This window comes from Mycobacterium heidelbergense (assembly GCF_010730745.1).
Lineage (GTDB): Bacteria > Actinomycetota > Actinomycetes > Mycobacteriales > Mycobacteriaceae > Mycobacterium > Mycobacterium heidelbergense.
In genome coordinates, this window is sequence record NZ_AP022615.1 from 620029 (window position 1) to 645140 (window position 25112).

The following is a 25112-nucleotide window of genomic DNA, read 5'->3' on the forward strand; positions in this document are numbered from 1 at the left end:
GCCGTAGCGCACCGGCGCGGTGCGCGAATCGTTCCTATGACGGTTTGGCAACTCGATGTCCGTCCAGCAGGCCGGTCAACCCGCTCGGTTCGTGTGGCCCGATGGCGATCTGTTCGACGACGCCGACGCCGCGGCGGTCACCCATCGTTGCGGTTACGAGGTTTTGGAGGTGGATTGAGGCGAAGTCGGTGGGATCGAAGTCGTCCAGTCTGATTGACTCGCGCCCGGTCTCGAGCGGGCCGTGGATGGTTCCGTGACCCCAGTGGGGATGCCAATAGCCGATGCCGCGCATGCGGAAGGTGAACTTCTTTTCGACCTCGATGAGGACTTCGCCCTCGTCGGGGTGATCGAACCACAACCGCGCGCGTTTGATTTCTCGGCGTCCCGGCTCCCATTCGAGTTCGTAACGGATGTCATGACATTCGCGGACACCGGCCGTACTCCACGCGGTTGCGCCGTCGGGGATGGGATCGATGACCAGCGCGGTCTCAAGCCACCGTCTGCCGTCTTCGTGCTCGTGCACGGCCAGATGAGTGAAGCGGTCGCCGAAATGCAGTGGTGCCCAAAGCCAGAACACCTGGAACGGCATGGGCTGTCGGATGACCTGCACCTGCTCACCAATCGGGCGCACGCCCCACGAGCGATCCCGCGTGCCCGAAACCTCGACGGGATCGATCTGCAGCTCGTCGCCGTCGACGGTGACGGTGCCTTGCCAGGTGCCCCACTGGGTTAGACGAGTGTGGTCGGTGAGCAGGATTCCCTCGGGCGTGCGTCGTTGCTGGCGGGGTTCCTCGACGGCGACGGTCGTCGCGCGGAAAACCAGGTCGCACGCGATGCCGTGATCATTGGGCTCGACGACGTAACGGATGGTGCGCATCGGTTCGACCACGTCGACGCGGATCGGCCCGACGGTGGTGGATCGGTCGGTCGGCATCGCGCCGGAGGCGAAGACCGAGTGCTCCACCCCGTCGCGCACGATGCTGAATGCGGCGTCGATCACGCCCCGCACCGGGTAATGACCCATTGCCGCACCGAAGTAGAACGCTCCGTCGCGTTGATGCCCGTTGAACCAGTACCGGTCGTAGTGGTTGATATCGCCCGTGGCGGGGTGGGCGATCGGATCCGCTGAGGGGTGGATTGGGAAGTCGTCGAACGGGCTTAGCAAGGTTCCTCCAGGTGGTTAGAGTTTGGCGACTGCGCCGCCGTCGACGTCGAGGACTGCGGCGGTGATGAAAGCTGCTTCGTCGGAAGCCAGGAACGCCACGGCGGCTGCGACGTCCTCCGCGCGGCCGTGGCGCTTGAGTAACTGGATGTCTTGATAGTGGGACCAAAACAGGCGGTCCTCGCCGAGGAAACTCTGCCACTTGTCGGTCAGGATGCGGCCTGGGCGCACCACGTTGACGCGCAGCCCATGCTCGCCGCCGCGGCCCGCGAGATGCTTTGCGAGTCCCTCGATCCCGGCCTTGCTCGCCTGGTAGGCAGCAGAGGGCTGAAAGCCACCCATCCGTTCCATCTCGTGCGCGCCGACGCCCATCCACGCCGAAAGCGACGAGATGACAACGATGTTTCCCTGTGTCGACACCAGATGGGGCCACGCCGCCCGACACGTGAGCATCGTGCCGTGCAGGTTGATGTCGACCAACTCCCGCCATTGCTCGAAGGGTTCGTCGGGCCAGGGCCCGATGTTGGCGCCGCCCGCGTTGGCGACGACCACATCAAGCCGCCCATGGCGGTCCACGGCCGCATCGATGACGCCGGCAACCGACCCCTCGTCGGTGATATCCGCAGCGACAAACGTCGCCCCGTCGGGCAATGGCAACTCTGGCGCATGACGTGCACAGGTGACGATCGAGGCCCCTTCGCCGGCAAGGCGTTCCACGATACCGCGCCCGATTCCGGTGGTCCCTCCGGTCACGATCGCGACCCGGCCCCGGTAGCGCTCAATGCTAATCCGGGACGCCGTCACAGCAGAGACATCGCGTCTAGATCACGGATCGCCGCCGACGCCCGCTCGGCCATGATGGGGAACATCCGGTCGCCCCGTTCGGTGGGCTGGGCGACGGATGCGCCCAACACGGTGATGAGCGGGCCTTGGAACAACCCGTAGCGGTAGTCCTCCCAACACTGTTCGGCGCCGTAGCCGTCGACTCCGAGCGCCACGAGGCGATGGTGGTAAGCCTCGACGATCCCCTTCTCGCCGACACGACGGCTTTCCGTCGACAGACCAGTGCCAACCAGGAAGGCGACATCGCGCAGCGGGCACCCGACGGTGACGACCTGCCAATCGACCGCGACCACCGGGCGGGGCGCATCGGATCGCGCGAAGAGCAGATTATCCAGCCGGTAGTCACTGTGCAGCATGGCGAACGGCTCGGGCCGCCGAGTTGCCCACTCCACGAACCGATCAGCGAAGCCGCGCAGCGTGGCCGCGGTGTCCGGGGTTACCTCATAACGGTCCAGAAACTGCGCGGTGGCGTCCACCAGGAACGCGGCAGCCATTTCTGGGTACGCCCCGAGATCTGGTATGAGCCAGTCGAGTTCACGAACCGCCGGGTCGTTCCATGTCGGCGCGTGCAATCCGGCGACGTTGACCGCGGCCGCACGAGCCTGATCCAGAGAGCAACCGGCGATCTGGTCGCCGGCCTCGGCGGGTGAGAGGTCCTCCAGCACGAGCGTGAATCCGTCGCCGCGCTCGTTCATCCCGGCGAAGAAGCACCGAGGAGTGTCGAGATGCACCCGATTGGCGACCTCACGGTAAAACGTCGTCTCGCACCGGTAGCCGAGCTGGCCGGCGGCGCGGCTTGCCGGATCGGTGGCCGGCAGCTTCACGATCAGCCGGTCCGGACCATCACCGGCGTCATACGCAATGAACAGCCGATAACACGAACCCATCTGCCCGTTGCCGACCGGCTCCGTGATCACGCGGCAGACGGTGGTCACGATGCCGTTCTGCGCGAGGACAGCTGTCATCCACTCCGGGTTGACATCGTCCACCGACTCTAGTGCCGCAGCTTCCATCAGCTATCCAGCTCCAACGCCTTCGTGTCGCAGGTGCAGATAGACCTTAGATCCGGATGAACACATTTTTGGTGCGCAGGAACTCGAAGAGTCCTTCCCGGCCGCCTTCGCGGCCGTACCCACTCTGCTTGTAGCCACCGAACGGCGCCGCCGGTGGGAGCCCGGATGTCCCGTTGACCGAGATCGTTCCCGCCTGCAGTAGCGGTGCGATGCGGTGCACGCGGGCGATGTCGCGGGTCTGTACGAACGCGCCCAGGCCGTAGGGGGTTGCGTTGGCGATGTCGACGGCCTGGTCCTCGGTGTCGAACGGCGTGATGGCCAGCACCGGGCCGAACAATTCCTCTTGCGCGACAGGGCTTTCGGGATCGACGTCAACGAGCAGGGTCGGTTCGATGTAGTAGCCTCCGGCAATGTCGGGGGCGAGCTTATCCGGTGGCGCGGCGTGTCCCCCGCTGATCAGGCGCGCGGCGGCGCCGGTTTGTGCGCGTTGTATTGCCGTGAGCACGCGCGCGTAAGCCGCCTCGTTCACCACGGGGCCCAGGGTCGTTTCGGAGGCAAACGGGTCGCCCAGACGCAGCCCCGATATAGCTTCCGCGGTCGCTGCGACCACCTCGTCGTAAACAGATCGGTGCACCAACATGCGGGTTGCCAGGACGCAGCCCTGCCCGGCCATCGTGAAACAGGACTGCACCGACAGCGCTGCGGCCGCGTTAAGGTCGGCGTCGGGGAAAACAAGGTTGGCCGACTTGCCGCCGAGTTCGAGCACGACGGGTTTTACGGTGTGCCTGGCGGCGTCGAGGATGTTTTTCGCGGTGGCGATTCCGCCGGTGAATGAGATTTTTCCGACGTCGGGATGCCGGACCAGGGCTTCGCCGGCCGCGGCGCCGCCGGGCAACACCTGCAGCACTCCTGGTGGCACACCGGCTTCCAGGGCGATTTCGGCGAACCGGGCCACCGTATATGGGGCAAGATCGGGCGTTTTTAACACCACGCAGTTGCCCGCGGCCAGGGCGGGAGCGACCTTCATGCCCACCGAGACCATCGGTCCGTTCCAGGTCAGGATGATTCCGACGACACCGTAGGGTTCGGCCAGGGTGTAGTCGAAGCCGGCGTTGAACGCCGGGGTCAGTGGAATGGTGGCGCCCTCGATTTTGTCTGACCAGCCGGCGTAGTACCCGAACCAGGCGGCGCACATGTAGGACAGGCTCATCGAGGTGGTCAACGGGTGGCCTAATTCGGCGGTCGTGCGCCTGCCCAACTCCGGCAGGTCGGCCTCCACCAATTCCTCGATGCGCTGCAAGATGCGCCGGCGTTTGTCCGCAGACAGCGCCCGCCACCCCGGATACGCCCGTTTGGCCGCGGCGACGGCGGCCTCGACTTCCTCGGGGCCGCACATTGCGATGGTGCCGTTGACCCTTCCGGTGGCGGGATCGGTGTGGTCCACCTCGCCGAGGGACGTCTGGTCAAGCCATGCCCCGTCGATGAGTGGCCGGGCGATGCCGAGTTGGCGCCGCTTGGCCAGCGGGTCATCGATGAGTGTGGTCATAGCTGCGCGTCTCCTTTGATCCGTTGATGTGTTCGGTGCTGTCGAGGTCACACGCAGAGGTCGTGTCCCATCGCCGCCAGCATCCGGTGGGCGGCGGTCAGCAAATGATCACCGCCGGTGGCGTTTTCGGCGAGGTCTCGGGCGATGGCGACGTCTTTGCCGAGCAAGCCCGCGACGGTGCGCACGCGAGCCGACGGTGGCCGAAGGTCTCCGAGTAGCCCGGCGTACATCTGCACCGCGAAGCTGCGTCCGCTGGCGTGCTGCAGGATGCTCAGCAGGGCGGTCTCGTTCACGCCCAAATCAGCGGCGAGCTCGACAGTCTCATGTGCCAAACCGAGCGTTGCCGTAAACAGCAGGTTGTTGAGGAGTTTGGCGAGCTGGCCGGAGCCCAGGGCTCCGACGTGCACGACAGGGTTGCCGAAAGCGGACAGCACGGGCGCGACCCTGGTGTAAACGTCGTGATCGCCGCCCACCATCACGAGCAGGCGCCGAGCACGGGCCGCCCCGCCGCCGCCGCTGACCGGTGCGTCTAGTACGTCGGCGCCTCGTTCGCTGAAGCGGTCGCCCAGTTGCCGGCAGGTTGTGGGGTGCACGGTGCTGTGAATCAGCACCGACGTTCCCGGCGTGATCCCGGCCAACAATCCGTTCGGGCGCAGCGCCACCTCGACCACATCGTCGTCATTGAGCACGCAGATGCCGACCACATCGGCCAGTTCAGCGAGTTCGGCGGGGTTGGATGCTATGCGCGCGGTGTTGGCGAACGGCTCGAGGGCCTCGGGTCGGCGGGCCCACAACACGGTGTCGTGACCCGCGTCGATGAGTGCCTGGGCCATCGGCGCGCCCTGGCTTCCGAGGCCGATGAATCCGACGGTCGGCTTGGCGGCGGTCATGGGCCGGCCAACGCGGCGATCTGGGCGTCCAGGAAGGCGTCGATGTCGTCGGCCCGCTTGCGCACGATGTCGGCAACTTCGTGGTGGGTGGTGAGGAAAAAGGTGTCGTTCTTGATGGCGTCGACGACGAGCCGTCCCACTTCGGTGGCCTCAATGGGCGCAAGGCTGGGCGCCCGTATCGATTTCGGGGTGCCGAACACGGTGACCTGTTCGGCGATGGCTGTCCGCACGGGTCCGGGGCATAGGCATGTGACTCCCACCCCGCGGGGACGGGTATAGAGCGCCAGCGACTCGGACAGTGTCACGACGGCGCCCTTGCTGGCGGCATAGGGAAGACGGTCGTAGCCGTAGGGCCACAACGCCGACGTCGATGCGGTGTTGACGATGTGACCGCGGCCCTGGGCCAGCAGTCCCGGCAGGAAGACCCGCAGGCTGCGGGCGATCGACAGCACGTTGGTGTCGAAGGTGTGCGCCCACGCCGACAGCGGCAGGTCTTCAGGCGCCCCGACTGCGATGACACCGACGTTGTTCATGACGATGTCGACGGCGCCGTACTCGGCCAGCGCCGCGTCCTGCAGGCGCTGGACGTCCGCATCGCGGGTCACGTCACAGCCCACGGCGTGGGCGCTGCCCCCCCGGGAGGCGATCTGCTCAGCGGTTCCCGACGCTCGTTCGAGGTCGATATCGGATACGACTATCCGGGTCCCTTCTGCGGCCAGCGCCAACGCGCACGCGCGACCGATGCCGCTGCCGGCACCGGTGATGACCGCGACCGCGCCGGTGAGGTCACGCATTACCGTGCTGCCTCTGCGGCGCCACGCTGGATGCCCGCCCAGCTCTCACTGACCACCTCGTCGAGGAACTCGGCTTTGGCGAAGCCCGAATAGACGGCGAAATGCAGTATCAGCTCGCGCATCTCGTCGATGGTGACGTCGCCGCTTTTGAGCGCGGAGTAAAAGTGCGACCTGATCGGTCCGACGGTGTCGTCGAGACCGACACAGGCCAACGTGATGAATCGGCGGTCGCGCGTCGTCAGCCCGGGGCGTTGCCACACCTCGCCGAACACGAAGTTCAGAATGCCGGCGGTGCGGTATGCCGTCGTTCGGCCCGGATAGGGGACGCAGTTGACCGCGGCGAAACACTGCTCGCCGTTGCTGATTCGCGTCTCGGGATCCATCCCGGCACTCCAGACATCCCAGGGTCGGCCGTCGGGCCCGGGCTCTCCGCGCTCGGCGGCGACGCGGGACTGTTGGCGCCAGACCACTTCGTCGAGGAACGAGGCCTTGGGCCAGCCGCAGTAGACGGCGAAATGCAGAACGAACTCCTGCATTTGCTCGAAGGTCATGTCGCCACTGCGCAGCGCGGCGTACACGTGGGCTTCAATGGGTGCGACGGTATCGGCTGCGCCCACGCAGGCCAGGGTGATCCACCGTCGGTCCCGTCGGCTAAGGCCGGGGCGCGCCCACACTTCGGGGAAGACGAAGTCGAGCAGTCCGGCATCGCGGTAGGGGCTGGCATCCAAGGCGCTGGGGACGGTCATGACGTCGCTGAAGACCGCCTCGCCTCGTCGGCGCCGTTCCGCGCTGTCGGTGGCTAATTCTGATGTCATGTGGTTGGCCTCCCGCTGACCGTTTCCGGTATGTCGATGACTAAAAGCGCATGATCCAGCCGCCGTCGACACTGATGGTTTGGCCAGTAATCCACCCGCCGGCCGCCGACACCAAAAGCAGTAGGGTGCCAACCAGATCCTCAGGGGGACCTTCGACATGGGTTTTGAGTGGGATCGGCGCTTTGATCGATTCCCGGATCGGCCCGTCTGGGAGCGCCCGCATGCCGGCCTCGTCGGCGACCAGACCGGGCGCGATCGCGTTCACCGTGATGCCTTTGGCGCCCAGCTGAGCCGCGAGGTTCATCGTCAATCCCACCAGGGCGTACTTGCTGACTCCGTAAACGCCGGCGGGCTGGAAGGCGCCCGCCGAGACCATGTTCACGATCCGGCCGCCGCCGCGCGCAGCCATCGCCGGCGTCGCGGCCTGCGTGCACAGCAGCGGTCCGGTCAGGTTTACCGCGATGACTCGCTCCCACCAGTCCAACGGGAAGGTGTCCAGGGGGCCGAAGGGGATTTCTGCCATCAAGGCGGCGCTGTTGATCAGGATGTCCAGCCCACCCCAGCGCTCCGTCGTATCGGCGACGACCGCCTTCGTCGAATCGGGGTTGGTCACGTCGAGTCCGACGCCGATGGCCGCGCCGCCATCGGCGGCAATGGAGTCGGCCACCTTGGCCGCGCGTTCATGGTCGAGGTCTGCCAGCACCACCGAAGCGCCCTGCTCGGCGAGCGCGCGGCCGAACACCGCCCCAATACCGCCCGCACCGCCAGTGATGATCGCGACTTTGCCCGCTAGATCGGTGTGCACCCACACAGACTCGGGCATCGCAGTGTCTAATGTCAATCGAGTGCCATATTTTTCCCTTCGCAGCACATCCGGACGAGCGGCCGTTGTGCGAGGCGTCGGGACACAGCGATCGACATTGCAGACGGTGCCGGGGGGTGTCACTCTAGTGACATGTTTCCCTTGAGTGTCGTAACTGGCGAGGAGACTGCGGCCACGAGCCGACGTGACCGGAACAAGTTGCGCACCCGGTTTCGGTTGCAGCGTGCCGCACTGGAGCTGTTCGCAACCCATGGTTATGACGCGACGACCATCGCCCAAATCACCGAGGCCGCCGACGTTTCGCTCCGGACGTTTTTTCGGTATTTCGACGCGAAGGATGAGGTGCTGTTCGCCTGCGATGAGGGTGAGCCGCCGTTCTTTCAACTACTACGCGACCAACCACTTGATGTCGACGACATCGCGGCCGTGCGAGGCGCGCTTGCGGCCCTGTTGCCCCAGTCCCGCGCCGAGGAGGAGCGTACTCTGCTCCTCAAGCGCGCACTGGTCTCAACACCGGCTCTGGAAGGCCGAAACTTGGCGATTCAGCGCGACTTTCAGAACAGGATCGCCCTGACTCTTGCCCAGCGGCGGGGTCTCAGCCAACCCGACGATGCGTCGCTGGTCGCTGCAGCGATCACGCAGGCGGTGATGCACTTGGCGTTCGATCGCTGGGCCGCCAGCGGCGGACGCGAGGACCTTCAGGCAGACCTAGGCACGTTATTCGACCTGGTTACGTCTATACCGTCGGGATAGGTCAGGCGCTGAATGCCGGAAACCGAAGCGCTGCAACAGCTTATGACGTTGAGGGCGACAATATAGCCAACCTCGATACAACCCCGTCGAGCAGTCCGGCGACATGGGCCGGGGTCGAGGTTAGTTCCCCGACTGCCTCGGCAACCGAAAGTGGTTGCCCGTCAAGGGCTCGCCTAATTCATTGTGGGGATGACGAATTCGGCGCCGTCCTTGATGCCGGACGGCCACCGTGAGGTGACGGTTTTGGTTTTGGTGTAGAACTGGATCGACGCCGGCCCGTGCTGGTTCAGGTCGCCGAAGCCGGAGCGCTTCCACCCGCCGAAGGTGTGGTAGGCCACCGGCACGGGGATGGGCACGTTGACGCCGACCATGCCCACCTGCACGCGCGAGACGAAGTCGCGGGCGGTGTCGCCGTCGCGGGTGAAGACCGCCACGCCGTTGCCGTACTCGTGCTCAGACGGCAGCCGCAACGCCTCTTCGTAGTCGTGGGCGCGCACGATGCACAGCACCGGCCCGAAGATCTCGTCGGTGTAGATCGACATGTCCGGGGTGACGTGGTCGAACAGCGTGGGGCCGATGAAGAACCCGCCCTGCAGGTTGGCGTCACCGAAAGTCAGGTCGTCGCTGGCCCGCTCGCGCCCGTCGATCACCAATTCCGCGCCCGCCTCGACGCCCTGGCCGATGTAGTCGCGCACCCGGGCCAGGGCGGCCTCGGTGACCAGGGGGCCGTAGTCGGCCTTGGGGTCCAGGCTGTGCCCGACGCGCAGGTTGTTGATCCGCTCGATGAGCCGGGCGCGCAACCGGTCCGCGGTCGCCTCGCCGACGGGCACCGCGACGCTGATCGCCATGCAGCGCTCCCCGGCGCTGCCGTACCCGGCGCCGATCAGCGCGTCGACGGCCTGATCCAGGTCGGCGTCGGGCATCACGATCATGTGGTTCTTGGCGCCGCCGAAGCATTGCGAGCGCTTGCCGGTGGCCGCGGCGGTGGAATAGATGTAGTGCGCGATGTCGGAGCTGCCGACGAAGCCGACGGCCTGGATGTCGCGGTGGTGCAGGATCGCGTCGACGGCCTCCTTGTCGCCGTGCACGACCTGGAAGACGCCGGGCGGCAGGCCGGCTTGCAGGAACAGCTCGGCCAGGCGCACCGGCACCGACGGGTCGCGCTCGCTGGGCTTGAGCACGAACGCGTTTCCGCACGCCAGGGCCGGTCCGGCCTTCCACAGCGGGATCATGGCCGGGAAGTTGAACGGCGTGATGCCCGCGACCACGCCCAGCGGCTGGCGCAGCGAGTAGACGTCGATGCCCGGGCCGGCGCCCTCGCTGTACTCGCCCTTGAGCAGATGCGGAATCCCGATGGCGAACTCGATCACCTCGATGCCGCGCTGGACGTCGCCCCGCGAGTCGGCCACCGTCTTGCCATGCTCAACAGACAACAGCTCGGCCAGCTCGTCCATGTGGTCGTTGACCAGCTGCACAAACCGCATCATCACCCGGGCGCGGCGCTGCGGATTCCACGCCGCCCAACCCTTTTGGGCCTCGACGGCCGAGGCAACCGCCGCGTCGACATCGGCCTTGCCGGCCATCGGCACCTGCGCCTGCACCTCGCCGGTGCTCGGGTTGAAGACGTCGGCGGTGCGGCCGGACTGGCCCGCGGTGCGCTTCCCATCGATGAAGTGCGGGATCTGTCTCGTTAGCGCGTTCATTGTTTCGTCCTGCGTTTGTGTTTCGGGTCGAACTGGCATGACGCTTCATCATTCGGCCGCAGGACAGTGCGGCGGATACAGACTCGGCGGCATAGTGCGGCGTGTGCTCTGAGCACCCTATTGCGGCGGCGTGACCCCGTGGCGGGGGCACGGGAATGACCGAGACCACGACGGCACCATTGCAGAAGTAGAGTATCTGATGCTCAGTAGAATAGTCATTGGTCGCGTGAATAGAAGGTGATGTTCTACCTATGAATCACATGATGGTTCCTCCGGACGTCACGGAGACCGCCTGGCCATCGACCCCGCCGTTCCGGAACCAAGACGGATGACGAGCAGGCGCATCGCAGCCATTCGGACTGGAGCCAGTTATGCGGCTGCGTTGACTTCCGCGCATATCTTGGCGGCCGGCGCGGTCTCGTTGGTAGTCGTCTCGCTCACCCGAAACACCAGCGGCGACCCTTCCGCCCTCTCCACCAGCAGGAACCTGATCGCCTTGTGCGGTCTGGCCGCAATCTCGGCGACCGTCGGTGCGATGGCGGGCGTCTTGAACATGGTCCCGTCCTTCCGTTGGTTCGCCGACGGCTCCGAACCGACCCGCGCTCAACAGCGCGCGGCCATGCGCATAGCCCCCCGCCAAACCGTCGTCCAGTTCGGTATCTGGGTCGCCTGCGGGGCGGTATTTGTCGTGGTCAACCTACGTGCCGGGGCCGCCGTCGCGTTGGTGATCGGTACCGCCATTCTGTTCGGCGGTGCCGCCACCGCCTCGATGGGCTACCTGATAACTCAACGGGTCCTGCGGCCCATCCTTGCGGCATCGATGAAGACCGCAACACCGACCGGCGCAATGCCGGGTGTGCTTGCACGCCTGATGATTACGTGGATTCTCTTCAGCGCGTTGCCCACCGCCGGGATTGCGTTGATCGCCCTCTCACGCTCCAACGGCTGGCTCGTACGGAAGTCAGCGCCGATCGAGACGCCGATTGTGGTGCTCGCCGCGGTATCGCTCGCGTTGGGATTGCGGGCGATGATCCTGGTTGCACGGTCGATCTCGGACCCCGTTCGTCAAGTCGTCGTCGCGATGACCGAGGTGGAACACGGTGACGCCGGCGCGCTCGTCGAGGTTTACGAGCCCTCCGAAATCGGGCGACTCCAGGTTGGGTTCAACCGGATGGTGGCGGGACTTCAGGAGCGTGAACGGCTGCGGGACCTCTTCGGGCGCCACGTTGGTGCCGACGTGGCGCGCCAGGCACTCGAACAGGACGGTTCCCTCTCGGGTGAGGTTCGAGACGTCGCCATACTCTTCATCGATCTGGTGGGGTCCACAGCGATTGCCGCCTCCCGGCCGCCAGGGGAAGTGGCGGAGATCCTGAACGACTTCTTCCGCATAGTGGTTGCTGCCGTGCATGATCGGCGCGGCCTGATCAACAAGTTCGAAGGTGACGCCGTCCTGGCGGTGTTTGGGGCACCCATCGGTATCGATGAACCGACGTCGGCGGCGCTCGCGACGGCTCGTGTCCTCGGAACGGAACTGAGGAAGCTGCCACTCGTGGACTTCGGCATCGGGGTGACCGCCGGTGCGGTGTTCGCGGGCAATATCGGCGCGGAGAACCGCTACGAATACACGGTGGTCGGAGACGCCGTCAACGAGGCCGCGCGCTTGGCCGATCATGCCAAGAAGTGGGGCTCCAGAATCTTGGCGTCCGGCAATGCACTTGCCGGCGCCGACACCCGGGAACGGAAGCACTGGGTGACGCGGGGGTTCGCTACGCTTCGGGGCCGATCGGCGATTACCGAGCTGGCAGAACCGTTGCTGAACGACTGAGACTATTTCGGGGGCATCCTGATCCCGCCGTCCACCCGGATAACCTCAGCATTCATGTAGGAGTTGGTCACCAGTTCGACAACCATCGAGGCCAACTCTTCGGGATCGCCCAGGCGGTGTGGGAACAGCACGGACTCGCCCAACTTCGCCTTGAAGGCTTCTGACCCCTCCCCCTCACCGTAGATCGGGGTGTCGATCAGGCCGGGCGCGATGGTGTTGACCCGGATCCCGACCGCGGAGAGGTCACGCGCAACCGGCAGCGTCATGCCCACGACGCCGCCCTTGGACGACGAGTACGCGGCTTGTCCGATCTGTCCGTCGAAGGCGGCAACGCTGGCCATCGACACGATCGCGCCACGCTCGCCGCCGGCCAGCGGCTCGGTGCGGCCCATCGCGGTTGCGGCCAACCGGATACAGTCGAAGGTGCCGATCAGGTTGATGGCGATGACCTTCTTGTAGGCGTCGAGGTTGTGCGCCGAATCGAACTGACCGTCTTTGCCGATCGTGCGCTGTGCCCAGCCGATGCCGGCGGAGTTGACCAGAACGCGCAGCGGCCCGAGGTCGACTGCCTCATTCACGGCCGCCTCGATCTGCGCCGTATCAGTGACATCGACGCTGACGAACGTGCCACCGATACTTTCGGCAAGCTCTGCCCCGCGGTCTGCCTGCAGATCGGCGACGACAACCTTCGCGCCCCGCGCGGCTAACAGGCGGGCAGATGCCGCGCCGATGCCCGACGCGCCACCGGTGACTATTGCGCTAGCTCCGTTGATTTCCACGACGACAGGTTAGCTAACCGGGCCACCGGCCGGGACGAGGTCGGCGACCAAAGCGCACCCGCTCGACCGGCTGCGGAACGTCTCGGTCATGCCGACCGGCGCGTTCGGGGCCGCGGCCGCCGCGAGGGCCTGCGCCTTGAAGACCCGCGCCGCCGCGCTCAAATGATGCCGCACCGAATCCGTGGTTTCGTCGAGTTCCGCCGACCGTGCTTCACCCCACAGCGTCACCTCGGTCAGCTCGCGACCAAGTGCCTTCAGCACACCCCTGCGCACGCGCAGGTCGCTGCCGAATAGATCACTCGCGACCGCGAGGGCCTGCGGACGCGGACGGTCGTCCCGCGATATGAAGGCGGCGTCGAGGCTGAGGGTCTGGGTTCCGAGGATCTGCAACGGCCGCACGTCGGAGTGGTCGGCGACGAAAACAGTAACGTCCCACCCGGCCATCACCCGGTCGAACAACCACCCGCCGGCGTGGGTCACCACCTCGAGCACGCTCGGGGCAACGACATCGAGCCGATATCTGATATTCAGCCCGTCGGCGCCAGGTCGTGCGCGATCGACCCCGCGTGCTGCTTGAACACCCGGATCAATGGTGCCTAGGGATTGAGCGGTCATTTAGTTTCCATTCCGTTGATAGAGACCTCACTGTGGGCTGGCGCAGAGGTGGAGCTGAGCGTGCCGGCGAACCAGCAGGCTGTCCACCCACCGCGGGGGGCGGACCGGGTCGATCCAGAAGTCGCGGGTTTGCTCGAGGATTGCGGTGAGCACCGCGCGGGCCTCGATGCGCGCGAGCGCGGCGCCGACGCAGAAATGGATGCCGTGCCCGAACGCGAGATGGCGTTTAGGGGAATCGCGCGCCAGGTCGATTTCGTCCGGGTGGTCGAACTGCGCGGGATCTCGGTTCCCAGCCGCGAAGAAGAGCAAGACCGTGGAACCCGAGGCGATGTGGACGCCACCCAGCGTGGTGTCGTGCGGGACGCTGCGCATCATTTGCCGAAACGGCGACTCGAGCCGCAGGGCCTCCTCAACGAATACATCGATGTCCTCCGGCTTTTCACGCAGCCGCTGCTGCAACTCGGGATTTTCGGCGAGCATCCGGACCGCATTGCCCAGCAGGCTGGTCGTGGATTCCCCGCCGGCGCTCAACAGGGTGTGCAGGATGATGCTGGACTCGCCCATCTGCAGGTTGCCGGCGTCCAGCGCCCGGCGCACGGCTAGCAAGATCCCCTCGTCTGCGCCCTCTTCGGTGTGCGCGATCTGGTCGGCGATCCACGCCTCGACTGTCTCGGTGCGGGCGACGAGCGCGTTCAGCTGATCCAGCGACATCGTGCCGCCAATCATCGTGGTGGTCTCGAATGCCGCTTCCAGCAGCTGCATCGGGTCGATATCGCGGAAGCCGATCAGCCTGGCCACCACCGTGATTGGCACGACGTTGCCGATCGTCGCCATGAAGTCGAACCCGTCGTCACTCAGGGCCAGCTTGATGGCGGACGCGGACAGCGCGCGGATGTCGTCCTCCAGGGAGCGCATCCGCCGTGCCACCAGTTCCGGGAAGACTGCGCGCCGATGCACCGTGTGCACGGGAGGGTCCGCGGTCGCCAGTGTCGGCATGGCCGCCGCACCGAAGTCAAGGCGGGCGGGCAACCCGTCCCGGTCGCGGTGCAGCAGACAATGCATGGTGGAGGAGAAGTCCTCGGGCCGCGCCACGGCCTCCGACAACAGCTCGAAGGTACTGACCGCGACGATGTCCGTGCCGGGCACCACCCAGACCGGTGCCTGCTTCCTCAGCGTCGCGTAGAAGTCGTAGGGGTCCTGCAGGACCGCCGGGTCCAACAGCATCGAGGCCGTCAACATGGTCATCGGCCCGCGTTCACCGTGGTGTCCCCTGCACTAAGAGACCCACGCCAGTTCGATCCGTTGCCACCCGTTGAGCAGTGCCGTCGGATTGCGTTGCAGTGGCGCGCCGGTCAATTTCAGGCGGTCAAGGTAGGGCAGTAACCCGCCGATGGCCGTCCGCGCTTCCTGACCGGCCAGATGAGCGCCCAGACAAAAGTGGATGCCGTGGCCGAACGAGAGGTTCTTGGTGGCGGGACGGGTGATCAGAAATCGGTCCGGGTCCTCGAAGCGCCGGGGATCGCGATTGGCGGCGGCCATATGCAGCGCGACGATGGCACCCTTCGGGATCGTCGTTCCGGCAACCTCGGTCTCTTCGGTCGCCTCACGAAACGCGAACTGGATCGGCGCCGTAAGCCGATTCGCTTCGTCGACCGCATTGGGCAGCAATGACGGATCGTCGAGCAATAGTTGGAGCTGATCGGGGTTGGCGAGCAGTTCGACCACGGTGTTGCCGATGAGGTTGGTAGTCGTCTCGTTGCCGGCGACCATGATGGTGATCGCCATCATCAACGTTTCGACGGTGCTCAGCGACTCGTTGTCGATCGCCCCGACCATCGCGCTGACCAGGTCACTCCTCGGCTCCACGCGCCGCGCTTCGATCAACGGCACAAAGTATGTGCCGAACTCCTTGACGGTGCTCAGCATCAGCTCGTTGCGTTCGACGGGACTGCTGAACACGCCGCCGGCAGCGGCGGCGAACGCGTCGGACCAGCGCTTGGCGCGGCCGTACTCGCTTCGGTCAATGCCGAGAATGTGACAGATCATCTCCACCGGCAACGGGACGGCCAGCCGCTCGACAAGATCGAAGCTGGGCAGGTCGCGGATGCCGCTCAGGCAGCGGTCGACGATCTCGCTGATCGCGGTGGCCATCTCTTTGATTCGCGGCGGCGTGAACCCCCTGCTCACTATCCTGCGCATCCGGGTGTGTTGGGGCGGGTCCGCGGCGGCGATGGTCTTCGCGGACGCCATCTCGTTCAAATCGACGGGGATCCCCGCGGTCAGGGCCATGAGTCGCTCGATGACCTCGGGTTTCATCTCGGCATCCGGCGGCGGCGAATCCCCTTCATAGGGGTTGGGGCGCGACGAGAACGCAGCAGGGTTCGACTGCACGGCCTTCACGTCATCAAATCGGGATATCACCCAGATGTTCGAACTGGTCCGGTAGACGGGAAATCGCTCTCGCAGCGCCGCGTAAAGCTCTGGCAACCGCTCAGGCGGACCGGGACTGAACGGCTCGAACTCCAACACTCTTCCGTCGGCCGACAATGTCTCTCCTGTTCACTGGCGAATGCCGCAAGCCGTTGTCTCGCACACCGGACGGCGGCTCCCCCGGCACAGAGTATGTTCGTCATAGTAGGACGTGATTTGCGTATGAAGCAAGGATCGGTAGAGTTTTAGAGCACCTAACGTCATCAGCCGCTGGGGTCGCTCACGGGTGCAGGCGTCGATGAGGAGATGAGATGGTGTTCGCTACTCGCGTCGCGAAGGCGGTGGTCGCCCTGGCGAAGGGCGTCGAAAGCGCCGCGCCACCGCGCCAGGTAACGATCTATCGGACGCCGGTGGCGTTGCTAGGCCCGCGGATCTGGGCCGTGACCGTGGTGAATCACGGCAGCTCTTTAGCCGTCGACCTGCAGGTCTCCGTGGACGCGGTCGACTCCAGGGGCCACGGTGTGCCGGGCGGGGCCACACGCTCCACCCAGACCGTCGCCGATGTCTTCGCCAGGCTGAGCGCCGGTCGCTGGCCAGACGCGCATCACCCACTGCTCGAACCGGGCGGGGTGTTACCAACTCGGCGGCCGGCATTCCTGGCCAACCGGATGGACCTTATTGCTGCCCACAATGCGGTGAACTTCCCGCGCTGGCTACGGCCAAACCAACACGCTTCCGCCCTTTACCGGTTGGAATCCAACGCATCTCTGAACGTGCGGATCCAATACGAGGACGAGACGGGCACGGTGTGGTCCAGGGCGAACGATGCAGAGCGCGAGAGGGTTTCGTCGATATCGCCCGGCCGCCGTTCAGTAGACCGGCGATAAGGCTCGCGTCGTGACGTCAAGGACCTTTAGGCCCCCCAATATCCCGCCCTACGAGGTGGTCGGTGGTTGGGCGGATCTGTCCGCGGTGCCGGGCGCCTCGTCCTGTTGGGTGCACAACGCCATCGCCGCCACCGACGACGGGGAGATAATCGGTTTCCACGCCGGACAACTCGTCGCGTTCGACACCGAAGGCCATCTGCTCCGCGTGGCCGAGACGGGCCTCACCGAAGGTCACGGCATCACCCTCGTCCGCGAGGGCGATGACGAGTTCCTCTGGGTGAGCGATCCCGGATTCGTGTTCAGCTGCGGCGCCGACGACGGCGACCCCGACTGGGCTCCCTTGTTCGGCAAGGGAGTCCACTGCCAGACCCAGGCACCCCGCGTGGTGAAGATGACCCTGGACGGTCAGATCCGTTCCGAGTTGCCTATCCCCCCGCGGGATCCGGAAATCCCGGCCGGTCCGATGGGGCCGTACTGCCCGTGTGGATGTGCCGTGGACGAGGAGCGGTTCGGCGGACAAGGCGACGTCTGGGTGGCGGACGGGTACGGGTCGGGCGTCGTGCACCGCTTCGACAAGCATGGGAACCATCGCTCCACGCTGACCGGCGACGAAGCCGGCCAACGACTGGCGTGCCCGCACGCAATCTTCATCGATCGCCGCAAAACGGCCCCGGAGCTCTATATCGCCGACCGGGTCAGCACCCGCGTGCTCGTCTACGATCTCGACGGCCGCTACCTGCGGAGCTTCGGTGAGCAGATCCTCCACAGCCCCAGCGATTTTGCGCAGTGGGGCGACCTGCTGGTCGTCGCCGAGCTCTATGGGCGAGTGGCCGTACTCGATCCCGAGGACCAGCTGCTCGGGTACATCGGCGACGACCCGGCCGCGGTCCAAGGGTGGCCGTCCCGGCCGGGATGGCCCAATGCGCTAACCGATCACGGGCGCACCGAGCGACCCCACCTGCCCCGGCACGATCGCTTCAATTCCCCGCACGCTGTCGCAACGGACGCCGACGGAAACCTCTATGTGTCCGAATGGTTGTTGGGCGGGCGTTACACGAAGCTCACCGTCCTCCGCTGAGGCGACGGTGCGAGCTAGATCCGTTCGACGACCAACGCGGAGCCCATCCCTCCCCCGGCGCACATCGCCACCACCCCGATGCGCGAATCACGGCGTGCGAGTTCATGAACGATCGACACCACCATCCGGGCGCCCGTCGCCGCGATCGGGTGACCGAGGCTGATGCCGCTGCCGTTCACGTTCACGACTGACTCGTCCAAGCCGAGGTCACGCGTGCACGCCACGGCCATCGTGGCGAACGCCTCGTTGATCTCGAAGAGGTCCACGTCGCCCAATGTGAGACCACTGCGCTTGAGCGCCAACGGGATTGCGGTCACCGGGGCCATACCGGTGTGCTCGACCGGCACGCCGACGGATGCCCAGCCCCGGATTCGTGCCAGCGGTGCCAGGCCGCGACTGGCCGCGAAATCGGGGCTGGCGATCACCAGAGCGGCGGCGGCATCGTTGATGCCTGCGGAGTTTCCAGCGGTGACAACGGCATCCGGCATCTCCGGGTGGAGGACCTTCAGCCCGGCGAGCGTTTCGGGGGTGGTGTCCCGCGGGTGCTCGTCGGTATCAAACAGGACTTCGCCGTGGTTGAGGGGGACGGCGACGATCTCGTCGTCGAAGTACCCCTTGGCAATCGCGTTGAGCGCTCGCTGCTGTGAGCGTGCGGACCAGGCGTCGGCTTGCTCGCGGGTGACGTGGTGTAGTCGGGCGGTGTTCTCGCCGATGGTGACCGACATGTCGAAGGCCGGCACGCCCGGGGCGTCGGGGTGGCTCTGCGGCGACCATCGGCTGGGTTCCTCAGCACCGGGCAGCACTTTTGTCAGCCGCGGCATTGTGCTCGCGCTTTCCGTCCCGCCGGCAACGATCGCGTCTGCCATGCCGGCCATGATGGTGGCGGCCGCCAACTGCACGGCGGTGGCGCCCGAGGCGCAGTGCCGATTGATCGCCACCCCGGGCACGTTGGTCATGCCGAGGCGCACCGCGATGTTGCGGCCGATCACCCCTCCGCCCTGCAGGGACTCCGCCAGAAACAGGTCGTCGAGGTCTGCTACCGGGAGCTGTGACCGTTCGACGGCCGCAGTGACGGCGACCTCGGCGAGCTCGTAGGCGTCCACTGATGTCAGGGATCCCTTGCGGGCCCGCCCGATTGGCGTTCTAGCGGCCGAGAGGATGAGCGCGTCAGACATCGTTGTCGCTTCCGTCGAAGGTTTCCAGCAGTGTCAGAACAGTCACCGACCGCATCCGTCAGTCCGACGCCGGTAGCGCATTGGGCGCCTTGGTGGTGAGCTGCCGCCCGTCGGCGCTGAGTACACCCCGTCCGGCCTTGGTGCACAACACTTCTAGCCCGCTCTCGGTGTCGACGTAGCGCTTACCGAGCACGGTGTCCTTCTCGGCGGTCGACGCGCCCGAGGCCCCCGCCGTCGGGTTCTGTGTCATCGGTTACCTTTCGAGCGACGCAGCGGAATGTTCAGGTCCAGAAGTTGTACAGGGTGCGGGCGTTGAGCTCGACGATCTTGCGTGCTTCGTCGTCGGGCACGTCGACCAGGTGCTCGGCGAGCAGCTTGCGGGTGTGCGGCCAGTTGGAATCCGAGTGTGGGTAGTCGCTTTCGAACATGATGTTGTCGACGCCGATGCGGTGACGCTGCTCGATCCCGGACTGGTCGGAGATGAAGCACCCATAGATGTGCTCACGGAACAGCTCCGAGGGCAGCTTGTCGGCGTTGATGTTGCACCAGTACTTGTGCCGGCCGAACGAGTAGTCGACGCGTTCCAACAGGTAGGGCATCCATCCGATACCGCCCTCGGACAGCGCGACCTTGAGTTTGGGGAACTTGTAGAACACCTCCGACATCAGCAGGTCGACGGTGGCCATCATCGAGTTCAACCCGAACAACGCGATGCCGATGAACAGGTCGCCGTCGGGGGCGAGGCCCTGCGGCATGCCACCGGAGCCGAAGTGCATGGACAGCGGCAGTCCGGCTTCCTCGCAGACGCGCAGCAGCGGATCCCAATGGTCGGTGTGAAACGACGGCAGTCCGATCTTGTGCGGCGCCTCGATGAAGGAGATGGACTTCGCGCCCTTGGCTGCGGTGCGCTCGACTTCGGCGACCGAGGCCTCGATGTCCCAGAACGGGACCATCATCAGGGGGATCTGGCGCGCGGGAGCATAGGCGCACCATTCATCGAGGATGAAGTCGTTGTAGGCGCTGATGCACAGCTTGGCGAAGTCCTTGTCGTTGGCCTTATGGAAGGTGCTGCCGGCGAACCCGCCAAAGTTGGGAAAGCACAGCTGGGCCCATACGCCCTCGATGTCCATGTCCTTGATGCGGTCGGCGATCTCATGACACCCCGGCAGCATGTCGTCGTAGCTTCGCGGGTCCATCCCGAAGTCGCGGGGATGCTTGCCGGCGACGGCGTTGAGGGCAAAGTTGCCCGACTGGCTGCCCTCATAGAGCCAGGTGTCGTTGCCGTCGGGCAACTTGACGATGCGCGGAGCCACCTCGGCGTACTTGGCGGGCACGCGGTCCAGCCAGACGCGGGGGTGCTCGATGACGTGGTCGTCGACGGAAATGATCTTGGCGTCGTCGGGCAACATGGGGATTCCCTTCTGGAAGACCGGTACGCGAGCGATCACATAGTCCGTGATCCGACCTCTCCCCAGAGTAGAACGATAAGTTCGATTTCTGCAATGCAGGTGTGCCATTGTTGGAGCCGATGACCCTCGCGGTCAGTCCGCAATTATCCGTGAGGCCGCTGACTCCATCGCTAACGGCGGTTCCCGAAGGAGGCCGCCTAGGACGTCGTCGTCGATCAGATCGAAGACTGGGGGTGCTGCTGCCGCGCACAACGCGTGGGCTTCACGCAGGCCTGGTCGGCGATCAGCTTAACGCACCGTGTAGACGGTCACATTCTTTTTGTGACAACCTAGGTCTCTCGTATTGCGTAGCATAAGTTACTTCCGTGGCACACTTCCGTCTGTTGAATCATGCGTCAGGCGGCTGGGCCGGTAGCGATTCCACCCTGAGAGGACCCCGATAACTGTGGACAACGTTCTGGTGATCACAGGAGGTGCGGGCGGGATGGGAATGGCCTGCGCCCGTGCACTGGCCAGCCGCGGGCGTCTCCTCCTCGTAGACGTGCGCGAGGACCTACTCGACCAGGCGCGCAAGGCCCTGAGCGCGCACGGGACGCACGTCGAGACGCTGCGCTGCGACATCACCTCCCCGGCTGATGTCGCCGCGGTCGCCGATCGGGTACACGAGCTTGGCCGTCTACGCTGCCTCGTGCACACCGCGGGTGTCTCGCCGGAAATGGCCGACGCGGCCACGGTGCTCGACGTGGACCTGGCCGGATCGGTGCGCATCACCGACGCCTTGTTCCCTTTGGTTAACCCCGGCAGCTCCGCGATCCTGATCGGATCGATCGCCGGATATAGCGACGTCCCCGCCGCCGTGGAACCGTTGCTCGACGACCCGCTTGCCGATGGCTTCCTGGCCGCGGTCGAACAGGCCATGGGCGACGCCCTCGACAGTGCCACGGCCTACGTCCTGGCCAAACGCGGCGTGACCCGTCTGGCCGAACGCCTCGCCACGCCGTGGGGCAAAAGGGGCGGCCGCACGGTCGCGATCTCGCCCGGCCTGATCGACACGCCGATGGGCAGGCTGGAACTGGATCGTCAGGAGATCATCCCGGTGATGATCGAGGTGACCCCGGTCAAGCGCCCGGACCGGCCGCTGCCGGGGCGCCCAGAGGACATCGCCGCCGCGGTGGCCTTCCTGGAATCCGACGCCGCAGCGTTCATCTCCGGCTGCGACATTCGAGTCGACGGTGGACTCGTGGGGGCGGGCAAGCACCTGATGGGTGTCGGCGGATGACGGAGACCAATTCCGTGTGGATCGACCCGGAGATCTGTGAAAGTGTGCGCGGATTCCCCGATTTCGACTTCTCGCTCGACGCACTTCCGGCCATGCGCAGCGGGTCGATGTTCGAGCCGCAGTCGGCACCGGACGTCGAGCGCGTCGAGCTGGCCACGGAACGCGGCGGCGTCGCGCTGTCGGTGCTGCGACCCGTCGAATCCGCGGCCGAGCCGCCCGTCCTGTTCTGGATGCACGGCGGGGGGATGGTGATCGGCAACCGGCACATGGACGATGCGCGCCTGATCGAGTGGTGCCGCTCGTTGGGTTGCGTCTGCGTCAGCGTCGAATACCGGCTGGCGCCCGAATCGCCTTATCCCACACCGCTGGACGACTGCGAGGCCGGGCTGCGCTTCGTCGTCGAGCACGCCGATGATCTGCGCATCGACGCGCGACGGGTCGGGGTCGGCGGACGCAGTGCCGGTGGGGCACTCGCCGCGGGTCTGGCCATGCGGTGGCGTGACCACGCGAACGCCCCGCTCGCTTTCCTATACCTGGAGTATCCGATGCTCGATGACCGCGGCCTCACCCCGTCGAGCCAACTCGACGGCTTGCCGATATGGTCCCGCGAATCCAACACGTTCGGCTGGCGCAGTTATCTCGGCGACCGGTACGGCACGGACCACGTGCCGGGGGATGCGGCACCGGCGCGGGCGACCGAATTGGGCGGCCTGCCATCGACATTCATCGGCATCGGCACGGCGGACTGCCTGCGCGACGAGTCGATCGATTTCGCCGCGCGGCTGTGCCGGGCGGCGGTACCCACCGAACTGCACGTCTACGCCGGCGCCGTGCACGGCTTCGACATGTTCGCCGACACCTCGGTCGCCCGGACCGCAGCGCGCGACAGCGCGGACTGGCTGGCTCGCCAGTTCGGCTTGCCCACGGTCAACTCTTAGGCGGTAGCCGCTTCCAGCGCCGCCGCGAGTCGCTCGTGGTGCAAATAGGGATCGCCGAACAGGACCTGGTTCGCCTTGGCCCGGCGGTGATAAAGATGCAGGTCGTGTTCCCAGGTGAAGCCGATACCGCCGTGCACCTGAAGAGCTTCACTCGTCAGAGCGGCGATCGCCGACGACGTGTAAGCCTTCGCGACGCTGGCGGCTTCCTCGGCGTCGTCCGCATCGGCCGCCACCGACATCGCGGCGTAGTAGGTGGCGGCCTTCGAGGCTTGCAGCCACATTCGCATCGTTGCGCATTTGTGTTTGACGGCCTGGAAGCTGCCGATGGCGCGCCCGAACTGGACCCGCAGCTTTGCGTACTGAACGGTCATCTCCAGCACGGCCTCGCCGACGCCGATGTCGTCGGCGCTGACAAGCACAGCGCCGCAACGGTTCTGGTGTGCGAGCGCGGCTTCGGCAGCTTCGCCGACGTACAGCAGCGCCGAAGGCGCCACCACCACATCCTCCAGGGCAACCTCGTCGAGGCGCCTGGTGATGTCGAGGGTGCGCTGTCGGCGCACAAGCAGTCCTGGGGCCCGCCGGTCGACAAGGAACTGCGCCAGGCGGCCTCCGAGGCGCGTGGTGACCAAGATCCAGCGAGCGTTATCGGCGTCTTGCACGGCGGTCTTGATGCCCTCCAGCCGGTAGCCGTCGGCGTGGTCACGGGCTGCCGTGCAAATGGCGTCGGCTTCCCACGGCTGGCGCGCCTCGGCGAATGCCCATCCTGCGACGGCCTCGCCGCCGGCCAGTAGCGGCAGTACCTGCGAGCACAGGTCGTCACGTCCCGATTGTGAGATCGCCACAGCCGCAAGGGTGTTGCCGATGAGTGGCCCCGGCTGCACCGTCCTGCCGTGTTCTTCGGCGATCAGGGCGACGTCCACCAGATCGCGCCCCAGACCGTCGTATTCCTCGGCGATAAGCAATCCCGCCCACCCCAGTTCCGCGCCGCGCTGCCAGACGCGCTCGTCGTAGCCGCGGTCATCATCGGAATCGGCGAGTTCGCGCACGCGGCTGATCGGCGATTCGCGTGCCAGCAATTTGCGGCTGCTTTCGACGAGCATCCGTTGTTCGTCACTCACGGTGAAATCCACGACTTACCTCCGAAGACGTCAGGAACCGCGCGGTTCCCTGGGCAATCCGAGCGAGCGCTCGGCAATGATGTTGCGCAACACCTCGTTGGTGCCACCGGCGATCGTCAGAGCTCGCGAATACAGGAACGCGTCCTGCCACCAACCGCCGGCGATCGCCTCGGGGTCGTCGTCGGTGAGCAGCGCGTCGGTGCCTTGGAGTCCGAGTCCGAACTCGGTGAGCGCGAGATTGCTTTCGCTGTAGAGCACCTTGGCCAAAGGGGCGTCGCCGGGATCGGCCTCGCCACTCAACGCGCGCGACAGGTTGTATTGGCCCAGCCGAACGTTGACCCGCGCGGCCGCGTAGAGCCGGCCGATGTCTTGGCGGACCGCATCGTTGTCCAGCGCGGCGCGGGATCCGCGCCGCAGTGACCGCGCCATCGTTACCGCATCGCGCACCGCGCGCAGCATGACGATGCCCGCGGTGCCCACACTGGAGCGCTCCTCGACGAGGCTGGTGGTGGCGACCTTCCAGCCTTCGTCGACTTCGCCGAGCACGTTGTCCTTCGGTATCCGGACGCCGTCGAAGAAGACTTCGTTGAAGTCACTGGTGCCGGTGATCTCGCGGAGCGGCCGCACGTCGACGCCCGGACTGGTCATGTCCAGGATGAACGCGGTGATGCCCGCGTGCTTGGGAACATCGGGGTTGGTTCGAGCCAACAGGTAGCCGAGCTGGGCGTGTTGGCCGTTCGTGGTCCAGACCTTTTGGCCGTCGACGACGAAGTCATCGCCGTCGCGACGCGCGCGGGTGGACAGGCCGGCCAGGTCGCTGCCCGCGCTGGGCTCGCTGAACAGCTGGCACCAGATGTCCTCGCCGGTCCGGATCCGGGGCAGGTAGCGCTGCTGCTGGTCGTGGCGCCCGCAGTGGATGAGGGCCGCGGCCGCCAGCAGGCCGGCGCCGATCGGCGTGGGCACCCGCGCCCGCGCCATCTCCTCACCCACGACGGTCGCGCGGAGCGCGTCCTTGGCGCCGACACCGCCCCATTCGGAGGGCCAGTCAGCACCCACGTATCCGGCTTCGAAAAGCCGGGCGGTCCATGACCGGAGGGCGGGGATGTCCTCGGCTTCGGGTGCGCGGGTCCCAGCTCTGCCCTTCGTGCGCACCGCTGGGCGGTGTTTCTCGAGGAAACCTCTGACCTCCGCGCGGAACTGATCGATCTCAGGATCCTGTTCCAGCTTCATACGTCCG

At 66.0% G+C, this 25112-nt stretch carries 24 protein-coding genes; 6 read left to right on the forward strand and 18 right to left on the reverse strand.

The features are described 5' to 3' along the window. Positions 1–34 precede the first annotated feature (34 nt). The 8 genes from G6N25_RS02910 to G6N25_RS02945 form a co-directional block, all read right to left on the reverse strand. Entirely contained in the window at positions 35–1165 is a 1131-nt protein-coding gene (locus G6N25_RS02910) for a hypothetical protein (protein WP_062906587.1), read from the reverse strand. A 15-nt stretch (positions 1166–1180) separates the two neighbouring features. Next, positions 1181–1915, reverse strand: coding sequence for an SDR family NAD(P)-dependent oxidoreductase (locus tag G6N25_RS02915; RefSeq protein WP_158084895.1), 735 nt, complete (start codon positions 1913–1915; stop codon positions 1181–1183). A 47-nt stretch (positions 1916–1962) separates the two neighbouring features. After that, positions 1963–2994: a phosphotransferase gene (locus G6N25_RS02920; RefSeq protein ID WP_062906589.1), complete on the reverse strand. Its 1032-nt coding sequence runs from the start codon at positions 2992–2994 to the stop codon at positions 1963–1965. A 70-nt stretch (positions 2995–3064) separates the two neighbouring features. Further along, complete coding sequence (locus G6N25_RS02925; RefSeq protein ID WP_083074721.1) at positions 3065–4564, reverse strand: aldehyde dehydrogenase family protein; 1500 nt, start codon at positions 4562–4564, stop codon at positions 3065–3067. Positions 4565–4611: 47 nt separating this feature from the next. After that, entirely contained in the window at positions 4612–5454 is an 843-nt protein-coding gene (locus G6N25_RS02930; RefSeq protein WP_062906554.1) for an NAD(P)-dependent oxidoreductase, read from the reverse strand. Then, positions 5451–6248: an SDR family NAD(P)-dependent oxidoreductase gene (locus G6N25_RS02935; protein WP_062906555.1), complete on the reverse strand. Its 798-nt coding sequence runs from the start codon at positions 6246–6248 to the stop codon at positions 5451–5453. Before G6N25_RS02935 ends, G6N25_RS02930 begins: the two co-directional genes overlap by 4 nt. After that, positions 6248–7063, reverse strand: coding sequence for a carboxymuconolactone decarboxylase family protein (locus G6N25_RS02940; protein WP_062906556.1), 816 nt, complete (start codon positions 7061–7063; stop codon positions 6248–6250). The genes G6N25_RS02935 and G6N25_RS02940 overlap by 1 nt, the downstream gene beginning before the upstream one ends. A 40-nt stretch (positions 7064–7103) precedes the next feature. Beyond that, positions 7104–8009 carry an SDR family oxidoreductase gene (locus G6N25_RS02945; RefSeq protein ID WP_232065686.1) on the reverse strand — a complete coding sequence of 302 codons (906 nt, stop codon included), beginning with the start codon at positions 8007–8009 and terminating at the stop codon, positions 7104–7106. A gap of 9 nt (positions 8010–8018) precedes the next feature. Here G6N25_RS02945 and G6N25_RS02950 point away from each other — a divergent pair, with 9 nt between their 5' ends. Then, positions 8019–8639, forward strand: coding sequence for a TetR family transcriptional regulator (locus tag G6N25_RS02950; protein WP_062906558.1), 621 nt, complete (start codon positions 8019–8021; stop codon positions 8637–8639). A 173-nt stretch (positions 8640–8812) separates the two neighbouring features. Here G6N25_RS02950 and G6N25_RS02955 read toward each other — a convergent pair whose 3' ends face one another. After that, the gene (locus G6N25_RS02955) at positions 8813–10342 is read right to left on the reverse strand and encodes a CoA-acylating methylmalonate-semialdehyde dehydrogenase (protein ID WP_062906559.1); all 1530 of its coding nucleotides are present in this window, start codon (positions 10340–10342) and stop codon (positions 8813–8815) included. 382 nt (positions 10343–10724) lie between these two features. Here G6N25_RS02955 and G6N25_RS02960 point away from each other — a divergent pair, with 382 nt between their 5' ends. Beyond that, positions 10725–12167 (forward strand): adenylate/guanylate cyclase domain-containing protein, encoded by a 1443-nt coding sequence (locus tag G6N25_RS02960; RefSeq protein ID WP_372506911.1) that lies wholly within the window; start codon positions 10725–10727, stop codon positions 12165–12167. Positions 12168–12169: 2 nt separating this feature from the next. Here G6N25_RS02960 and G6N25_RS02965 read toward each other — a convergent pair whose 3' ends face one another. The 4 genes from G6N25_RS02965 to G6N25_RS02980 all read right to left on the reverse strand — a co-directional run bounded on the left by G6N25_RS02965 (position 12170) and on the right by G6N25_RS02980 (position 15952). Beyond that, positions 12170–12946: an SDR family oxidoreductase gene (locus G6N25_RS02965; RefSeq protein ID WP_062906561.1), complete on the reverse strand. Its 777-nt coding sequence runs from the start codon at positions 12944–12946 to the stop codon at positions 12170–12172. Between the two features lie 9 nt (positions 12947–12955). Next, positions 12956–13471: a hypothetical protein gene (locus tag G6N25_RS02970; RefSeq protein ID WP_062906583.1), complete on the reverse strand. Its 516-nt coding sequence runs from the start codon at positions 13469–13471 to the stop codon at positions 12956–12958. 117 nt (positions 13472–13588) lie between these two features. Further along, a complete protein-coding gene (locus G6N25_RS02975) occupies positions 13589–14806 on the reverse strand; it encodes a cytochrome P450 (protein ID WP_071509974.1) in 1218 nt (405 codons plus the stop codon). 30 nt (positions 14807–14836) lie between these two features. Continuing rightward, positions 14837–15952 (reverse strand): cytochrome P450, encoded by a 1116-nt coding sequence (locus G6N25_RS02980; RefSeq protein WP_232065687.1) that lies wholly within the window; start codon positions 15950–15952, stop codon positions 14837–14839. A 350-nt stretch (positions 15953–16302) separates the two neighbouring features. Between G6N25_RS02980 and G6N25_RS02985 the strand changes: the two genes are divergently transcribed. Together G6N25_RS02985 and G6N25_RS02990 are read left to right on the forward strand one after the other, a co-directional pair. After that, entirely contained in the window at positions 16303–16878 is a 576-nt protein-coding gene (locus tag G6N25_RS02985; protein WP_231111495.1) for a hypothetical protein, read from the forward strand. 10 nt (positions 16879–16888) lie between these two features. Further along, entirely contained in the window at positions 16889–17956 is a 1068-nt protein-coding gene (locus G6N25_RS02990; protein ID WP_232065688.1) for an NHL repeat-containing protein, read from the forward strand. A gap of 14 nt (positions 17957–17970) precedes the next feature. Here the strand turns inward: G6N25_RS02990 and G6N25_RS02995 are convergent, their stop codons facing one another. Genes G6N25_RS02995 through G6N25_RS03005 form a run of 3 tightly spaced genes read right to left on the reverse strand, consistent with a single transcriptional unit; the run spans position 17971 to position 20540 of the window. Then, complete coding sequence (locus G6N25_RS02995; RefSeq protein ID WP_062906565.1) at positions 17971–19131, reverse strand: thiolase family protein; 1161 nt, start codon at positions 19129–19131, stop codon at positions 17971–17973. A gap of 58 nt (positions 19132–19189) precedes the next feature. Beyond that, a complete protein-coding gene (locus G6N25_RS03000) occupies positions 19190–19381 on the reverse strand; it encodes a hypothetical protein (RefSeq protein ID WP_062906566.1) in 192 nt (63 codons plus the stop codon). 31 nt (positions 19382–19412) lie between these two features. After that, positions 19413–20540: an amidohydrolase family protein gene (locus G6N25_RS03005; RefSeq protein ID WP_062906567.1), complete on the reverse strand. Its 1128-nt coding sequence runs from the start codon at positions 20538–20540 to the stop codon at positions 19413–19415. 490 nt (positions 20541–21030) lie between these two features. Here G6N25_RS03005 and G6N25_RS03010 point away from each other — a divergent pair, with 490 nt between their 5' ends. Together G6N25_RS03010 and G6N25_RS03015 are read left to right on the forward strand one after the other, a co-directional pair. After that, on the forward strand, positions 21031–21819 hold the full coding sequence (locus G6N25_RS03010; protein WP_232065909.1) for an SDR family oxidoreductase: 789 nt from the start codon (positions 21031–21033) through the stop codon (positions 21817–21819). Beyond that, positions 21816–22757, forward strand: coding sequence for an alpha/beta hydrolase (locus G6N25_RS03015; RefSeq protein ID WP_071509973.1), 942 nt, complete (start codon positions 21816–21818; stop codon positions 22755–22757). The genes G6N25_RS03010 and G6N25_RS03015 overlap by 4 nt, the downstream gene beginning before the upstream one ends. Here G6N25_RS03015 and G6N25_RS03020 read toward each other — a convergent pair. Together G6N25_RS03020 and G6N25_RS03025 are read right to left on the reverse strand one after the other, a co-directional pair. After that, positions 22754–23887 (reverse strand): acyl-CoA dehydrogenase family protein, encoded by a 1134-nt coding sequence (locus tag G6N25_RS03020; protein ID WP_062906570.1) that lies wholly within the window; start codon positions 23885–23887, stop codon positions 22754–22756. The genes G6N25_RS03015 and G6N25_RS03020 overlap by 4 nt on opposite strands. A gap of 18 nt (positions 23888–23905) precedes the next feature. Beyond that, positions 23906–25105 carry an acyl-CoA dehydrogenase family protein gene (locus G6N25_RS03025; RefSeq protein ID WP_062906571.1) on the reverse strand — a complete coding sequence of 400 codons (1200 nt, stop codon included), beginning with the start codon at positions 25103–25105 and terminating at the stop codon, positions 23906–23908. Positions 25106–25112: the final 7 nt, after the last annotated feature.

What these genes read in the sequence shown, in the direction of transcription:
- G6N25_RS02975 (WP_071509974.1), bottom strand. Translation starts at nt 14,806, where the DNA reads ATGACCATGTTGACGGCCTCGATGCTGTTGGACCCGGCGGTCCTGCAG.
- G6N25_RS03015 (WP_071509973.1), top strand. Translation starts at nt 21,816, where the DNA reads ATGACGGAGACCAATTCCGTGTGGATCGACCCGGAGATCTGTGAAAGT.
- G6N25_RS03010 (WP_232065909.1), top strand. Translation starts at nt 21,031, where the DNA reads ATGGCCTGCGCCCGTGCACTGGCCAGCCGCGGGCGTCTCCTCCTCGTA.
- G6N25_RS02925 (WP_083074721.1), bottom strand. Translation starts at nt 4,564, where the DNA reads ATGACCACACTCATCGATGACCCGCTGGCCAAGCGGCGCCAACTCGGC.
- G6N25_RS02995 (WP_062906565.1), bottom strand. Translation starts at nt 19,131, where the DNA reads ATGTCTGACGCGCTCATCCTCTCGGCCGCTAGAACGCCAATCGGGCGG.
- G6N25_RS02955 (WP_062906559.1), bottom strand. Translation starts at nt 10,342, where the DNA reads ATGAACGCGCTAACGAGACAGATCCCGCACTTCATCGATGGGAAGCGC.
- G6N25_RS02935 (WP_062906555.1), bottom strand. Translation starts at nt 6,248, where the DNA reads ATGCGTGACCTCACCGGCGCGGTCGCGGTCATCACCGGTGCCGGCAGC.
- G6N25_RS02930 (WP_062906554.1), bottom strand. Translation starts at nt 5,454, where the DNA reads ATGACCGCCGCCAAGCCGACCGTCGGATTCATCGGCCTCGGAAGCCAG.
- G6N25_RS02950 (WP_062906558.1), top strand. Translation starts at nt 8,019, where the DNA reads ATGTTTCCCTTGAGTGTCGTAACTGGCGAGGAGACTGCGGCCACGAGC.
- G6N25_RS03000 (WP_062906566.1), bottom strand. Translation starts at nt 19,381, where the DNA reads ATGACACAGAACCCGACGGCGGGGGCCTCGGGCGCGTCGACCGCCGAG.
- G6N25_RS03005 (WP_062906567.1), bottom strand. Translation starts at nt 20,540, where the DNA reads ATGTTGCCCGACGACGCCAAGATCATTTCCGTCGACGACCACGTCATC.
- G6N25_RS02940 (WP_062906556.1), bottom strand. Translation starts at nt 7,063, where the DNA reads ATGACATCAGAATTAGCCACCGACAGCGCGGAACGGCGCCGACGAGGC.
- G6N25_RS03025 (WP_062906571.1), bottom strand. Translation starts at nt 25,105, where the DNA reads ATGAAGCTGGAACAGGATCCTGAGATCGATCAGTTCCGCGCGGAGGTC.
- G6N25_RS02985 (WP_231111495.1), top strand. Translation starts at nt 16,303, where the DNA reads ATGGTGTTCGCTACTCGCGTCGCGAAGGCGGTGGTCGCCCTGGCGAAG.